Below are 14,286 nucleotides of genomic sequence, written 5' to 3'. Positions count from 1 at the left end.
ACCCGGTGGGCGCGCGGATTGGCGTGTGGGTTCGTCAGCCTGAGGCCATCTCGGCACTGTTTTGTCCTGAGCGCCGCCGAGTGAGCAGGAACCTGCATCACTCCATAAGGCAGAACGGGCCCGAATGGGCCCGTTCTGGTTCAACGTCGTGCGCTGGCCGCGGCACTTGTGACCGCGCCGCGGCGATCACGCGTTAGACGCGCGGGTCGGTCGGGTGACGGCGCGCCGCTGCATCGTGATGATCCGAGTCGAATGCCTCACGTACCGCATGCTTGGCCTTTTCCCAGCTCAGGCGCGAATTGGCCTTGAAGCGGTCCCAGCCATCGCCCAGATCGCGTTCCAGGTGGTCGTCCCACTGGCGGCCGGCGTGCTGCTGCCGTGCCTGCATGCCATAGCGATAGGCCGGGCGATAGTCGTCGTACGAATAGTCGACATCGCGGTAGCTGGCGCTGTCGAAGCGGCCTGCGTAATGCGTGTCGCTGTCGCGATAGACAGTGTGGGTACGGTCCGCACGCTCCCATGCATCGCGTGCTGCAAGCCGGGCTTCATCCCATTCCAGGCGCGATTGCCCGCGGTTACGCGGCCATTCGCCGGCCAGCGTGGCTTCGGTTTCTTCCCAGGTGCTGGTCGGGCGGGTTTCGCGTGCCTGCAAACCGAATCCGTAGACGGTGGCGTAGTCGCGATCGTAGTCGGTGCCTTCCTTGTAGTAGGGGCGGTTGCGATGCTCCTGGCGCCAGTATTCGGTCTCCACAGTGGGGTCGAGCCGTTCGGCCACGCCCTTGCCAGCCGCTGCGCCAGCAACCACGCCGGCCGCTGCACCAATCAAGGTGCCGAGCGGCCCGAACACCGTGCCTGCAAGCGCCCCTGCCGCCGCACCGCCGGCGATGCCGCCCACACCGACGCCAACTGGATGCGAACCAGGCGCACCGGAGATCGGGTCGCGGTTCAAGTCCTTTGCTTCTTCCTTGCGTTCCTGCTTGTCGAGATTGCTCATACCGCCTCCGGATTATCTGATGGATGCGCCCTGTAGATCAGACCGCGAACGAGGCGCAACGATGGCGTCGCAAGAGTGAAACGTGCGTGCTTTGATGTGAGCGCGATCGCGACATGACTGAACTGTGCATTGCATTGCGGATGAGGTTGCTCACTCGCACTTGCAACGTGTCTGTAGCGAAAAGGGCCGCTGGCGCGGCCCTTTTCTATCCCTTGATGCACACCACCTGGCGCAAGGTGTGCAGCACCTCGACCAGGTCCTGCTGCGCCGCCATCACTGCATCGATGGACTTGTACGCTGCAGGCGACTCGTCGAGCACCGCCGCGTCCTTGCGGCATTCCACATGTGCGGTGGCCTGACGATGCTGTGCCAGGGTGATCTGCGCGCGTGCAGCGGTCCTGCTCATCACACGCCCCGCGCCGTGGCTGCAGCTGTGGAAACTGTCGGCGTTGCCCAACCCACGCACGATGTAGCTGCGCGTGCCCATGCTGCCCGGAATGATGCCCAGCTCGCCGACACGAGCGCTCACTGCGCCCTTGCGGGTGATCAACAATTCCTCACCAGCGTGCGTTTCCTTCTGCACGTAGTTGTGGTGGCAATTGACTGCGAGCTTTTCCAGCTGGAATTTGGGCAAGCGGTGACGCATCTCGGCCAGCACGCGCGCCATCATCGCCTCGCGATTTTCGCGGGCGTAATCCTGCGCCCACGACACCGCTTCGACGTACTCGTCGAACAACGGCTCGCCCTGCATGAAGAAGGCCAGGTCCTTGTCGGGCAGATGGAAACCCAACACGCGATGCGCCAGTTGTTCGCGCGCGCGCTCGATGAAGTACGTGCCGATCAGGTTGCCGGTGCCGCGCGAACCGCTGTGCAGCATCACCCATACCGCATCGGTTTCGTCCAGGCAGATCTCGATGAAGTGGTTGCCGCCGCCCAGCGTGCCGATCTGGCAGTCCAGCTTGTCGGTACGGATGCGCTTGTGCTGCTGCTTGATCGCATCCAGACGCTGCACCAGCCCGGACTGCGCAATGCGGGTCTCAATGCTGTCCGGCAGCTTGCGATGCTCGCCGCCACGTCCATTACCCACCGGCACGCTGCGCTCGATGCTGGAGCGCAATTGCGCCAGATTGTCGGGCAGGTCGTTGGCGCGCAGCGTGGTGCGCACCGCAGCCATGCCGCAGCCGATATCCACGCCGACCGCTGCCGGGATGATGGCGCCACGGGTTGGAATGACCGAGCCCACGGTTGCGCCTTTACCCAGATGTACGTCGGGCATCACCGCTACCCACGGACCGACAAACGGTACCGCCGCGATATTGCGCAGCTGCGCATGCGCCTGCTCTTCCAGGGGCACGCCGCGCACCCAGCCCTTGATCGGGGTGGTGCTGCCCTCGGCATGCAGAAATTCAAAGTGTTGTGATGTACTCATTGTTGTCATTGCCTTGCGGCAGTGCGTGGCAGATCCTTCCGCCACGCGCAGCCTTCATTGCCTGATCGTCACCAATTGCTTCAGCACGCCATCCAGGCCGCCGAACACGGTGAGCTTGTCGATCTTTTCGGTGACCTTTTCCAGCGCCTCCAGTTCCTTCAAACGCATCAGCGCCGGGCTGTCTTCGATCAACTTGGCGGTGTTGAGCAACGAGCGCGTGGCATTGGCCTCTTCGCGCCGACGGATGACGTTGGCTTGCGCCTGCTTCTCCGCCTGCACGACCGCATTGAGGATCTCGCGCATCTCGCCCGGCAGGATCACGTCCTTGACGCCGACGCCAAGCACCTCGATGCCGAAGCCGCTCACGCTGCCACGCACATACCCGAAGATATCCGCATCCAGGCAGGCCTTGTCGCCCAACAACTCGTCAAGCGTCTTGGACGAGACCGCGCGCCGCAAGCCGTACTGCAACTCGCGATACAGGTAATCGCCGGCCTTGGCCACGCGCGTGCGCGTTGCCACCGCATCGGTGACGCGCATGCTGGCGGCCAGGTTGACGCGCAACGACACCTTGTCGCGCGTCAACAGCTCCTGCCCGGACACTTCGACCGACTGCACGCGCAGATCGATCACGTCGGTGGTGATGTTCTTCTGGAAATTCCAGAACGCATACGCCCCCGGCCCGAACGGTGCAAACAGCTTGCCGTCGACGAACACCAGCCCTTGCGACTCGGCTGGCACGTCCATGCAGACCGCCACACGCGACAGCGTGCCGAGCTGACGCAGCCTGCGCTGCACATCGGTGGGCACCTGCAGCCCATCGCCCAATGGCAGGGTCTGCACCTCGATTGCCGCCGGACCACGCCAGTACAGCGTGCGTGTGCCCGGTGGCAGCACGTCCTCGAGCTTGCCGTTGCGGATCAGCAAGCCGACCTGCGCGGTGCCGATGTCGGCCAGCACGAAGTGTTGCGGCAGGGTGTTGCCGAGCGTATCGATCAGCATCTCCGCATCGCGGCCCACATAGGCGCCTTGGGTGATGGCGTGGACGATGACCTCGCTGCGACCCAACGGGTCGAACAGGCGATAGACGCCGGGGACGAGCACCCGCTCGAACCGACGATTGCGATACACCAGGCCGCGCTCGCCGTCACCGATCACGACCCTCTTGGTCCAGAACATGGCACTTCTCCTTAGGTTTGGCTCTGGTGGTCCGATCCGGGAATGCAAGCGTTCCGCCGCCCGGATCGGACTGCTGGCGGAACGTGTGCCGATGCAACGCGGCGTTGAAGGGTGGAAACGCCCGTGACGGCGGCCGTGCGGGGCGCAATGCGCTGTTGGCGCCTGCAGGTGCGTGGCTGATGCGGTGCGATGTCTTGCACAACGGCAGCGAACGGCGCAGCACGCGCGTTCAGGACAAAGGCCCGGCAGGGGCGCCGCTGCTGCAGGCAGTCAGGCGATGGCTTGCCTGTTTGCCTGTGGCATGGGCGTTTCCGTAAAGGGACTTGCGTCCCGAGGAATGACCGAAAAGGTCATGCATGGAGCGGGATTCGAACCCGCGACTAACAGATTACAAATCTGCTGCTCTACCAATTGAGCTATCCAGTGGTGGGTATTCCGGAATTGAACCAGGCCTACGGCTTGCGCCGCCGCTCCACCAGGAGCCGATACCCGTAGCGAGAAACACGAAAAAGAGTTCGGTATACGCCACGGCATTGCCGCGCGCACCAGCTGGAATAAATTCCAGGCCGCTGAATATCTTTCGCAATGTTTCTGATTACCGTTTTATTCAAACGGTAATTCTTGTATGCGCATGACCACGCGCCACCCGTGCCCGGCACATAGCGCTTTGACGCCTGTTCGCGTGCAACGTCCGTGCTGTCGGGAAATCCATGCCCGGGTACCTGGAGGGTCATCCACAAGAGTCGGTGCGAACGCATACGAAAACGCCCCCGGATGCTGCATCCGAGGGCGTTCGCTTGCCTCGGAGATCGGGTGACCGATCTCCTTGTCAGGACATCAGTCGAAGAGGGTGATGCGCACGTCTGCTTTCTTCGTGCGCACACACGATGCCGCGCGGTGGGCGCTGGGCAGTCGGTTGAGTGTGGCGGAGTTGAGCAGGGACATGAGGCCGATTGGGTAAAAGTGCAGACGTGGCTGCCGAGGGCGCGAACATTACCCGTGTCTTTTTAGCGATGCAAGCACTTTATGCAATTATGTTCTGGATTATCTCTCTGGTGGTCGGAGTCGGTCGTCGGAAACAGAATCAAAATCGCGTCGCGGCAGCAGGCGAGAGCCATTGCGTGGAATGGTCGGCACAAGCGATGCCACGATTTCGAAATTCAGGACCAGGCGAGCCGACGCTGCGCGCGGCGAGCAATCGACATGCAATTCAAGCGGCGCGCTGTTGGCCGGTGCAGCCCGCGCCCCATGTCCACGCGGACACTGGACGCGCTCACGCGGCCTGCAGCCTTGTGGATTTGTAGGCCATGTAAGCCTTCGCCTGCAGCGCTTCCATCGCTTCGAGAGAAGGGGGCGGCAGCTAGAGTTTTTGCCCAGATGCCGCATGCGTCGCATTCGGCGAGGCATCGCTCGTCGCGCATCGATGCTGCGGGCCGTTTCGCCTCTGTGCCGATGACAGAGGGACGACACGTCACCGCGCGTTGTGTGCGCCCGCATGTCGCCAGTCACGCAGGATGGCCTGAAGTGTTGGATCAGAGTGGCTCGCAAGAGCGATGCCGCGCCCGCCACGTCTTTGAAGATCCGTGATTCGGCACGACGCTGACCGCCTGCGGTGCTCCTTCCGCCCGCACGCCAGCGCGCGCGCCAACGTCAGTGCAGACAATCAGCCTGCGTGGGTGCCCAGCGTGCGCGCGCCGGTCAGGATCATGCGCAGCATCTGCGAGATCTGCTCGATCAGCTCGGGATCTTTTTCCGGTGGCGAATCCATTGCCACCGCGCCCATCGCAAATACCAGCCGGGTGATCGCCTTGGACACCAGGGCAGGCGCGTGCAGCTTGGCGTTGTCGGCCGCGGCCAGGCGAATCAGGTCCACGCGCAGCTCGTCTTCGAAATAGGTGAGTTCGCGCTCCACCGCTTGCTTGAAGGCGTCCGAGCCCACCGCGCCTTCGCGCAGCAGTACGTGCAGCAGCTTGTCGTCGGCGCGCAGCTGTTCCATGAAGGCTTCGACCGAGACACGGATGACGCTGCGGTCGGTGGAGGTCGCGCGCTGGCGCGCTTGGCCGATGATGGTGCGTAGCGAACGCCCGGCCCGATCGATCAAGGCCACGGCGAGCTCGTCCATGTCGCGGAACTGGCGATAGAAGCTGTTCGGCGCGATGCCTGCCTCGCGTGCCACTTCGCGCAGGCTCAGCGTGGACAGGCTACGGTGCGGGCCAATCAAGGACAGCGCTGCAGCGATGAGATCCTCCCGTGAAATCGCCGGCTTGCGGGACGGCGGCGCGTCGTGGGAAGGCAGGGCGATAGAGGTCATGGGGCTGCAGCCGGGCGTGGGCCTGAATCATAGCCCCTCTGGCAATATACAAGTGTATACACGGGTGTGCATGCATGCGTATAGTGCGGCCCATGAACCTGGCATCTCCTCGTAAGTCCAAGTCCCCGCTGCCGGCACGCCTGGCGCGCCGACTGGTGTCGCCGCAACTGTTCGATTTCTGGGCAACCCGGCTCAACCCGTTGTGGACGCTGGAACAGCCGATGGCGCGGCTGGTCCAGCGCACCCCGGCCAGCCGGGACGCGGTGACCCTGGTGTTGCAGCCCAACGGCCACTGGCGCGGCCTGCAGGCCGGCCAGCACGTGAGCCTGGGCGTGGAGATCGACGGCCGCCGGCTGTTGCGTAGCTACAGCCCCACGGTGCAGGCCGACGGCCGGCTGGCGATCACCGTCAAGGCGATCGAGGGTGGGCTGGTGAGCCGCTTCCTGGCGCACGATGCGGCCTTGGGCACGGTGGTCTCGCTGGCCCCGGCCTTCGGCGACATGCTGCTGCCGACCACGCCTACCCCGCTCCTGCTGCTGGCCGCCGGCTCCGGCATCACGCCGATGCGTGCGTTGCTGCAGGCCGCCGCGCAAGCCGGCATGCCGATGGACGTGGACCTGCTGTATTGGGTGCGCCAGCGCGACGAAGCCTGCTTCGTCGACGAATTCGCCGCGCTGGCCGCGGCGCATCCGCGCCTGCGTGTGCAACTGCTGACCACCCGCGAAGGCGAGACTCCTGCAGAACGCGTGGACACCTATTCGTTGGACCACATTGCCGCGCTGGAGCAGCGCCATTTGATGGCCTGCGGGCCGGGTGGTTTTGTGCAGGCCGCGCGCGAACGGCTGCAGGGACGCGTGGCTGCATTTCAGGCCGAAGCCTTCAGCGTGCCGGCACTGGACCAGGCCGAGACCGGCCAGGTGCAGGTCCAACTGTCACGCAGCGGCCGTACCCTGACCCTGCCGCGCGGCCAGTCGCTGCTGGAAGGGCTGGAAGCGCAAGGCCTGCGGCCCAAACATGGCTGCCGCATGGGCATCTGCAACACCTGCGCCTGCCCGCGCCAATCCGGCACCACCCGGCACCTGCTCACCGGTGAACGCAGTAACGAACCCACCGCACAGGTGCGCCTGTGCATTAGTGCGCCAAGCACTGACCTGATCCTGGATCTGTAAGGAATCTTCATGAGCCGAGTCCATAACCGTGCCCTGTCCGCTGCCGAACTGCAGTCTTTCGGCGACGAACTCGATGCCATCCGCGCGCGCGTGCTGAGCCAGGTGGGCGCCGCCGATGCGCGCTACATCCGCCGCATCGTGGCCGCCGTGCGCTGGACCGGCGTGGCCGGTCGTGCGCTGCTGTTCCTGGGTGCGTTCGTGCACAGCGTGCTGGTTCCGGCATGGATCGCCGGCGTGCTGCTGCTGGCGTTGTCCAAGATCCTGGAGAACATGGAGCTGGGCCATAACGTCATGCACGGCCAGTACGACTGGATGGGCGACCCGCAGCTCAACGGCAACACCTACGAGTGGGACATCGTTGCCACCGGCGACAACTGGCGCAAGACGCACAACTTCAAGCACCACACCTACACCAACGTGCGCGGCATGGACGACGACATCGGCTACGGCCTGCTGCGCATCTTCCCCGAGCAGCGCTGGCGCCCGTTCTACCTGCTGCAGCCCTTCATTGCGGTGGTGTTCGCGCTGCTGTTCGAATGGGGCGTGGCGATCCAGGACCTGCGCCTGGGCCGTTGGTTCGCCGGCAAGATGAAGGCGGCCGAACTGCGTGCCTCGTTCCTGCCGGTCGGCCGCAAGATGGGCCGCCAGATGCTCAAGGACTACATCGTATTTCCGCTGCTGGCCGGCCCGTTCTTCCTGACCGTGCTGCTGGGCAATCTGACGGCCAACGTGCTGCGTAGCATCTGGACCTTCGTGATCATCTTCTGCGGCCACTTCACGGCCGATGCGGAAGTGTTTCCGAAGGAATCCATCCGCAACGAATCGCGTGGCCACTGGTATCTGCGTCAGCTGCGTGGTTCGTCCAACCTGACCGGCGGCAAGCTGATGAACGTGCTGTCGGGTAACCTGAGCCACCAGATCGAGCATCACTTCTATCCGGACCTGCCGGCCAACCGCTATGCGCAGATCGCTGTCGAAGTGAAGCAGGTCTGTGCGCGCTACGGCCAGCACTACAACACCGGCTCGCTGCCGCGCCAGTTCGGCCAGGTGATGTGGCGAATCGTGCGCCATGCCTTCCCGAGCCGGCCCAAGCCGGTGCGGCAGAGCAGCGCTGCATTGCAGGGCGCGTGATCGGATTGCGCAACGCATGATCGACATCGAAAGGCCGCCAATGGCGGCCTTTTTTTTTGCCGGTTCACTGCGTCGCGCTGCGTGCCTGTGCGTAGTAGGCGATGAAACCAGTGGCCGGCAACGCGCGCGAGAACAGCCAGCCCTGCGCCAGATCCACGCCATGGGCGCGCAGATAATCGAGCTGTTCCTGCCGCTCGACCCCTTCGGCGATGGTGCGCAGCCGCAGTGTCTTGGCCATCTCGATGATGTGCGCGGTCACGGCGCTGGTGGCCGAGTGGGTGCCGATGGTATCCACGAACGACTTGTCGATCTTCAACGCGTCCAGCGGCAGGCCCTGCAGATACTGCAGGCTCGAATAGCCGGTGCCGAAATCGTCGATGGAGACCGTGTGGCCGGCCCCGCGCAGATGGGTGATGGTGGTGCGTGCCGCATCGATGTCCATCAGGCTGCGTTCGGTCGCCTCCACCCACAGCTGGCCGCTGTCCACGCCGGTGCCCCGCAACGCCTGCGCCAGCACGCCCTGCACGCGGCCGCTCTTGATGTCGTCGGCGGAGACATTGATGGCCACGTGCAGCGCTGGATCGGCGGCCAGGGTGGGGCCGAGTTCGCGGATGACTTCGGCCACCACCAGATCGGTGATCGGCAGGATCAGCCCGCTTTGTTCGGCCAGCGGGATGAAGGCGTCCGGCGGCACCAGCACGCCGTCGGGCTGCTGCCAGCGCACCAGCGCTTCGGCACCGACGCAGGCACCGCTGTCGAGCGCGATGATCGGTTGGTAGTGCACGATGAACTCGCCACGCTGCACGGCGATCTCCAGCCGCGCCAGTGGCGACAGCCGCCGCCGCGAGACCCACAGCACTGCACCGACCAGCAGCAGCGCCACTGCAATGCCGACCGGTACCAGCTGCAACCGTGCCGCCGCCAGCGGCCCGCGCAGATAGGCCACCGGTTCGGTGACCACCGCGGCCCAGTCGCCACGACGGTCGCGCCCGAACAACACCTGCGACAGCAAGAGGTCGCCCGGCTCACGCGTGGCTGGGGGGTCGGTCAGCAAGCGTTCGGCGGCGGTACCGGTGCTGCTGAGGATCTGCCCGTCCGGCGTGCCGATCGCCAGTTGCAGGCCAGGCGGAATATTGATGTCGGCCAGCGTGTCGGGGTTGATCAGGGCGTTGTAGTCGCCCAGTTGCAGCGCCATCAGCGGACGCTGCGGATTGGCCAACGGCAGCAGCCGCGTGGTCACCGCGATGCCGCGCTTGACCACGAAATCGGCGGTGCGCTGCGGAATGGTATTGCGCAGTTGGCCCCATGAGGTGCAGCTGAGGCGACCTTGTTGAAACCGTCCCAGCTCGACGATGTAGTGGCTGGTCAGCACCAGGGCGCGCATCTGTGCCAGGTGCGGAGGCGAGCACGGTGGCAACCGCGAGGCGGCCATGCTCAACAATGCCCCATGCGCCTCGTCGAAGGCGGTTTCAGTGCGCCGGATCGACAGCGCAGCCAGCTGGCTCAGCCTGCCCTCTTCGCGCGCCAAGGCCAGCCGCCAGGCCAGGTAGTAGGAGAGGCCGATCGGCAGCGTTGCGCTCAGCAACACCAGCAGCACGGTGACACTGATGATGCGTTGGCGCTTCACCTCACCACCTGCGACGGCTGTGCTGCCGGTTCACGCATGGCTCCTCGAGAAATGCCGCCAGCGCAGGCTTGGGCAGATGGAAGGTGCACGCCAACCGGGTACGCGCGAACGGCGCACGTAGCGATTGGTGACGCACGGCATTGATTGATGAGGCTGCACGTCGCGAATGTACGACACACGCGTGCATTGCGCGCGTTTGCGGAGCGAAGCGGCTGTGATTTTTTTCCGATCGTCCTGCGTCGCATCCTGGCAGTCGGGGCCGCCTGCGGATTCACGCCACTGCACGCACTACCGCGCTACGGTCGGATCGTCTGCGCTCCCGCCCGGGAGCGGCGGGACAACGGTCCCACGCAAGGCGCTTTCACTGGAGGAATCACGCATGACAACGCAGAAAGAACGCGTCGGCGGCACCGATGCGGTGCCGATCTTCAAGATGCAGGAAACAACACGCGACGGCGAGCTGACCAAGTACGTGGTCGGCGATACCGGCGTGGCCTTCGACAGCCTGGAAGGTGCACAGGCCGCTGCCAGGGATCTCGGCACGCTCGACGATTGAGAGGACGAGCGCTGGCCTGCGCGATGGAACGGCTAGGCCAGTACGCTGGGTCGCCATGGCCGTGGACATGGCGATTGCGTCGGTGGGCGAGTGTCGTCTGGCTGGTCGTTGAGAGCATCGCGTGCCTGTCGTCCCTTGGTCGGTGCCTCGATGCGACCGGGGTTGCAGGCGCGACGGTGCTGCCGTTGCCGGTTTGACCAGTTCCCCAACCAGCCGGGGTCGCCTACGGAAGCGGTTGCTCGGTCAGCCGCCCGGTATGCGGGGTGTGGATCAGTGGCGCCAGGTCGAAGCCCTGTTCGCGCGCATGCGCCAGATAGGCCTGGGCGATGTTTTCGTCCAGCTGCGGCAAGCGTGCCAGTAGCCAGAGGTACTTGCGATCCGGGCTGCCGACCAGTGCAGCGGTGTAATCGGCATCGATGCGCATCACCCAATAGTCACCCTTGGTGAAAGGGATCCAGCGCAGACCTTCGGGCAAGAAGGTCACTTCCAGGCGGCTGTGCGTGTCGTCGATGGCGCGCGCCTGGCCGATCGCTTCTTCCAGCTCGCCTTCCGCGGTGAAGCAGCGATTTTGGACGCGCACGCTGCCGTCCTCTTCCAGGGTGTAGTGCGCCGACACATCGGTGCAGTCGGCATCCTCGAAGCGGGTCGGCAGGCGGGCGATTTCGTACCACGTGCCCAGGTAGCGATTCAGATCCAGCGAAGGGACCGTGGCGAGTTCGGGATGGTGGCTCATACAGGCCTCTGCACAATGGAGTGGCGCCTGTTGTACGTGTAGCGCCATGAAATGCATGTTGGGATGTGGCGCCAGCGGTCGTGCAGCAAGGACGGGCGTCCGCGAGGGCACCGGCTCGGTGCGCACGGCCGGTTGGCACGATGCCGCTCGTGGGCCGATGCCGCGCGAGCGATCAATTGGCTGCATCCGATGAACTCCGTGGCGGCGAATGAGGTTGCGCACCGACACCGACACCGAAACCGAAACCGAAACGATGCCCTGACAATGCGGGCGCTTTGCGGTACCAAGGTGTCACGCCAGCGGATGGCGTGCGAATCGCGCGCGCCTGTCGACCTGCCGAGCACGCTACGCCGCGCTGGCGGTGCCAAGCGCACGATCCAGTTTGCGGTAGCCGATCGCTTCGGTGAGATGGGGTGTGGCGATGTCCGGGCTGTCGTCGAGATCGGCGATGGTGCGCGCAACGCGCAGGATGCGATGCATCGAGCGTGCGGACAGCTGCAGGTGTTCGATGGCGCGCTCCAGCAGCACCTGATCGTCGTGTTGCAGGCGGCAATGGCGGTCGGTGTCGGCCTGGTCCAGTTGCGCATTGGGCAGCGCACCGCGTGCAAGCTGTCGCTGTCGCGCGGCGACCACGCGGGCACGCACGCTGGCGCTGTCTTCACCGAGGTTGCCGCTGCGCAGCGCCTGCGGAGGGAGGCGCGGCACTTCGACATGCAGATCGATACGGTCCAGCAACGGGCCGGAGATGCGGCTGCGGTAGCGACGGATGCTGTCGCTACTGCAGCGGCAGCGCCCGCTGCCATCGCCTGCCCAGCCGCACGGGCAGGGATTCATGGCGGCGACCAATTGAAAGCGCGCCGGAAAATCCACGCTGCGTGCCGCGCGCGCGATCGTGACCACGCCCGACTCCAAGGGCTCGCGCAACACTTCCAGGGTTTGCCGTTGCCACTCGGGCAATTCGTCCAGGAACAGCACGCCGTTGTGAGACAGCGAGATCTCGCCGGGGCGCGGGTGCGTGCCGCCGCCGACCAGGGCCACTGCGCTGGCGGTGTGGTGCGGGGCGCGGTAGGGGCGTTGCCGCCAGCGGGCCAGATCCAGCCCACGGCCGCTGATCGAGGTGATCGCAGCGGTTTCCAGTGCTTCTGCTTCGCTGGCTTCGGGCAATAGACCGGGCAGGCGCGAGGCCAGCAGGGTCTTGCCGCAGCCAGGGCTGCCGACCAGCAACAGGTGGTGCCCACCGGCAGCGGCGATCTCCAGCGCGCGGCGGGCGTGCGGTTGCCCGCGCACGTCGGCCATGTCGGGCAGGGCGCGGGCGCCGAGCGCCTGCACTGCCAGCTCGGCGGCGGGCGCTTTCTGGCTGCCGTTGAGCGTCGCGCAGACATCCAGCAGGGTACGCGCGGTGAAGGCTTCGACGTGTCCGGCGATGGCCGCTTCGGCACCGTTGGCGAGCGGGACGATCAGCCGTCGTCCGGCCTGCGCGGCCGCCAGCGCCGCGGGCAGCACGCCGTCGACGCCGCGCAGCTCGCCGGTCAGCGCAAGCTCGCCGAGGAATTCGTAATCGGCCAGGGCCTGGCGGTCGATCTGCCCGCTGGCAGCCAGGATACCGAGGGCGATCGGCAGATCGAACCGGCCGCCTTCTTTCGGTAAATCGGCCGGTGCCAGGTTGATGGTGATGCGCCGGGCGGGAAATTCGAACTGTGCGCACAGCAGGGCGGCACGCACGCGTTCGCGCGATTCGCGCACTGCCGCTTCGGGCAGGCCCACGATCTGGGTGGAAGGAAGACCGCCGGAGAGATGCACTTCCACCCGAACCTCAGGCGCATGCACTCCCACGCGGGCACGGCTGTGCACCAGCGCCAGACTCATGGTGGTGGCCTTCGCTCAGGGGATGGTGGGCGGTGCAGCGGGTGGCGTGCCGGGCGCGCGCGCCTCCAGTGCGGCGACGGTCTGCTCCAGCGCGTCGAGTTTTTCGCGGGTGCGCAGCAAGACCGCGCGCTGCACGTCGAACTCTTCGCGGGTGACCAGGTCCAGCTTGCCCAGGCCGGCCTGCAGCGCGCCCTTGAAGGTGCTTTGCAGTTCTTCGCGCGATTGGCGCAGGCCCGGCGGCACCAGGTCGCTGAGGCGGCGGGCGAGGTCGTCGAGCTGGTTGAAATCGATCATGGTGTTCTCCGCAGGTCCGTAGGAAGCCTAGTGCAGGCCGGGACACGCGGGACATCGGCAAGGCAGTCGGCAGGCGGTAAGGATAGTCCCATTCGGCTGTCGTCCGCGGTGATGGCGGCGCGCGGTTGGATGAGTGTTGCGCCCGTCCACGGTATGCTGCGCGGCCGTCATGCCCTGGGACCTGCACCGATGAAAATGATCATGGCCATCGTCAAACCGTTCAAGCTCGACGATGTGCGCGAAGCGCTCGCCGGCTGCGGGGTGGCGGGCATCACGGTGACCGAGGTCAAGGGCTTCGGCCGGCAGAAAGGCCATACCGAGCTCTATCGCGGCGCCGAATATGTGGTCGATTTCCTGCCCAAGGTGAAGATCGAAGTGGCGGTGACCGACGACCAGGCCGAGCGTGTGGTCGAGGCGATCGTCGCGGCGGCCGGTACCGGCAAGATCGGCGACGGCAAGGTGTTCGTGTACGACCTGGGCACGGTGGTACGCATCCGTACCGGCGAGCTGGATAGCGACGCGCTGTAGGTTCGCAACGCGGCGCCCGCTGCTTGCCGGATGCGCGGTGGGTGGCGAGGGGTTTGCTGCCCTCTGCCGGCGCAACGACGATGCCCGGGCCACGTATTGCTGAGCCAGCACCGCAGTTAGTGGCGCTGGATCAGGCGCATTGCAGGCATCGCACGGCTCACAGGAACTCGACCGCCCAAGCCCTGCGGCGCGCCACGTGCGCTGACTGCGTTGGCTGTGGTGCGCATCACCGCGGCTGATGCATGGCTGGGTGCATCCGCGCCAGGCCGCTGTCAGGCGCAAACGCCCCACGTTTCATACCATTTCAATACCGCCATGTATCGCTGCCGCACCTTTCTGGATTGCGATGCAGAAACAGGCTGAAGTCACCGCACGGAAGCCTAGCGCTGGCCAGATGGAAATCCCGGCCGCGCTTGTCGCCGCCGCCCGACTTGCCTACTCTAGGGCGTAATACCATTCCAATACCGGA

12 protein-coding genes are annotated in these 14,286 nt (G+C 65.4%); 4 read left to right on the top strand and 8 right to left on the bottom strand.

Going from position 1 to position 14,286, the window contains the following annotated elements; translation table 11 throughout:
* Positions 1–193: 193 nt before the first annotated feature.
* The 4 genes from HLH45_RS02700 to fabR all read right to left on the bottom strand — a co-directional run bounded on the left by HLH45_RS02700 (position 194) and on the right by fabR (position 5,913).
* A complete protein-coding gene (locus tag HLH45_RS02700; protein WP_008574817.1) occupies positions 194–994 on the bottom strand; it encodes a hypothetical protein in 801 nt (266 codons plus the stop codon).
* A 205-nt stretch (positions 995–1,199) separates the two neighbouring features.
* A complete protein-coding gene (locus HLH45_RS02695) occupies positions 1,200–2,423 on the bottom strand; it encodes an RtcB family protein (RefSeq protein WP_008574819.1) in 1,224 nt (407 codons plus the stop codon).
* A gap of 54 nt (positions 2,424–2,477) precedes the next feature.
* Positions 2,478–3,602, bottom strand: coding sequence for a slipin family protein (locus tag HLH45_RS02690; RefSeq protein ID WP_008574821.1), 1,125 nt, complete (start codon positions 3,600–3,602; stop codon positions 2,478–2,480).
* 1,663 nt (positions 3,603–5,265) lie between these two features.
* Complete coding sequence (gene fabR, locus HLH45_RS02685) at positions 5,266–5,913, bottom strand: HTH-type transcriptional repressor FabR (protein ID WP_008574825.1); 648 nt, start codon at positions 5,911–5,913, stop codon at positions 5,266–5,268.
* A 92-nt stretch (positions 5,914–6,005) separates the two neighbouring features.
* Between fabR and HLH45_RS02680 the strand changes: the two genes are divergently transcribed.
* Together HLH45_RS02680 and HLH45_RS02675 are read left to right on the top strand one after the other, a co-directional pair.
* Positions 6,006–7,082, top strand: a complete 1,077-nt coding sequence (locus HLH45_RS02680; protein ID WP_008574827.1) for a ferredoxin reductase — start codon at positions 6,006–6,008, stop codon at positions 7,080–7,082.
* Positions 7,083–7,091: 9 nt separating this feature from the next.
* A complete protein-coding gene (locus HLH45_RS02675) occupies positions 7,092–8,213 on the top strand; it encodes a fatty acid desaturase family protein (protein WP_008574829.1) in 1,122 nt (373 codons plus the stop codon).
* 64 nt (positions 8,214–8,277) lie between these two features.
* On the opposite strand, the gene HLH45_RS02670 is transcribed toward HLH45_RS02675, so the two are convergent.
* The gene (locus tag HLH45_RS02670; protein WP_008574831.1) at positions 8,278–9,840 is read right to left on the bottom strand and encodes an EAL domain-containing protein; all 1,563 of its coding nucleotides are present in this window, start codon (positions 9,838–9,840) and stop codon (positions 8,278–8,280) included.
* A 379-nt stretch (positions 9,841–10,219) separates the two neighbouring features.
* Here HLH45_RS02670 and HLH45_RS02665 point away from each other — a divergent pair, with 379 nt between their 5' ends.
* Positions 10,220–10,396, top strand: a complete 177-nt coding sequence (locus HLH45_RS02665; RefSeq protein WP_008574834.1) for a hypothetical protein — start codon at positions 10,220–10,222, stop codon at positions 10,394–10,396.
* Between the two features lie 223 nt (positions 10,397–10,619).
* Here the strand turns inward: HLH45_RS02665 and HLH45_RS02660 are convergent, their stop codons facing one another.
* The 3 genes from HLH45_RS02660 to ubiK all read right to left on the bottom strand — a co-directional run bounded on the left by HLH45_RS02660 (position 10,620) and on the right by ubiK (position 13,289).
* On the bottom strand, positions 10,620–11,129 hold the full coding sequence (locus HLH45_RS02660; protein WP_008574836.1) for a lipocalin family protein: 510 nt from the start codon (positions 11,127–11,129) through the stop codon (positions 10,620–10,622).
* A 345-nt stretch (positions 11,130–11,474) separates the two neighbouring features.
* Positions 11,475–12,995: a YifB family Mg chelatase-like AAA ATPase gene (locus HLH45_RS02655; protein ID WP_008574838.1), complete on the bottom strand. Its 1,521-nt coding sequence runs from the start codon at positions 12,993–12,995 to the stop codon at positions 11,475–11,477.
* A 15-nt stretch (positions 12,996–13,010) separates the two neighbouring features.
* Entirely contained in the window at positions 13,011–13,289 is a 279-nt protein-coding gene (gene ubiK / locus HLH45_RS02650) for a ubiquinone biosynthesis accessory factor UbiK (protein WP_008574840.1), read from the bottom strand.
* Positions 13,290–13,442: 153 nt separating this feature from the next.
* Between ubiK and HLH45_RS02645 the strand changes: the two genes are divergently transcribed.
* Positions 13,443–13,817 carry a P-II family nitrogen regulator gene (locus HLH45_RS02645; RefSeq protein ID WP_008574841.1) on the top strand — a complete coding sequence of 125 codons (375 nt, stop codon included), beginning with the start codon at positions 13,443–13,445 and terminating at the stop codon, positions 13,815–13,817.
* Positions 13,818–14,286 lie beyond the last annotated feature (469 nt).

It is taken from the genome of Xanthomonas euvesicatoria, assembly GCF_013112235.1.
GTDB classification, from domain to species: Bacteria; Pseudomonadota; Gammaproteobacteria; order Xanthomonadales; family Xanthomonadaceae; genus Xanthomonas; species Xanthomonas euvesicatoria.
The sequence above is the reverse complement of the archived record's forward strand: the minus strand, read 5'-3'. Positions and strand labels throughout refer to the sequence as shown.

Bases quoted from the DNA above. Each gene is read 5' to 3' on its own strand.
- HLH45_RS02700 (WP_008574817.1), bottom strand. From the start codon at position 994: ATGAGCAATCTCGACAAGCAGGAACGCAAGGAAGAAGCAAAGGACTTG.
- HLH45_RS02695 (WP_008574819.1), bottom strand. From the start codon at position 2,423: ATGAGTACATCACAACACTTTGAATTTCTGCATGCCGAGGGCAGCACC.
- HLH45_RS02690 (WP_008574821.1), bottom strand. From the start codon at position 3,602: ATGTTCTGGACCAAGAGGGTCGTGATCGGTGACGGCGAGCGCGGCCTG.
- fabR (WP_008574825.1), bottom strand. From the start codon at position 5,913: ATGACCTCTATCGCCCTGCCTTCCCACGACGCGCCGCCGTCCCGCAAG.
- HLH45_RS02680 (WP_008574827.1), top strand. From the start codon at position 6,006: ATGAACCTGGCATCTCCTCGTAAGTCCAAGTCCCCGCTGCCGGCACGC.
- HLH45_RS02675 (WP_008574829.1), top strand. From the start codon at position 7,092: ATGAGCCGAGTCCATAACCGTGCCCTGTCCGCTGCCGAACTGCAGTCT.
- HLH45_RS02665 (WP_008574834.1), top strand. From the start codon at position 10,220: ATGACAACGCAGAAAGAACGCGTCGGCGGCACCGATGCGGTGCCGATC.
- HLH45_RS02660 (WP_008574836.1), bottom strand. From the start codon at position 11,129: ATGAGCCACCATCCCGAACTCGCCACGGTCCCTTCGCTGGATCTGAAT.
- HLH45_RS02655 (WP_008574838.1), bottom strand. From the start codon at position 12,995: ATGAGTCTGGCGCTGGTGCACAGCCGTGCCCGCGTGGGAGTGCATGCG.
- ubiK (WP_008574840.1), bottom strand. From the start codon at position 13,289: ATGATCGATTTCAACCAGCTCGACGACCTCGCCCGCCGCCTCAGCGAC.
- HLH45_RS02645 (WP_008574841.1), top strand. From the start codon at position 13,443: ATGCTGCGCGGCCGTCATGCCCTGGGACCTGCACCGATGAAAATGATC.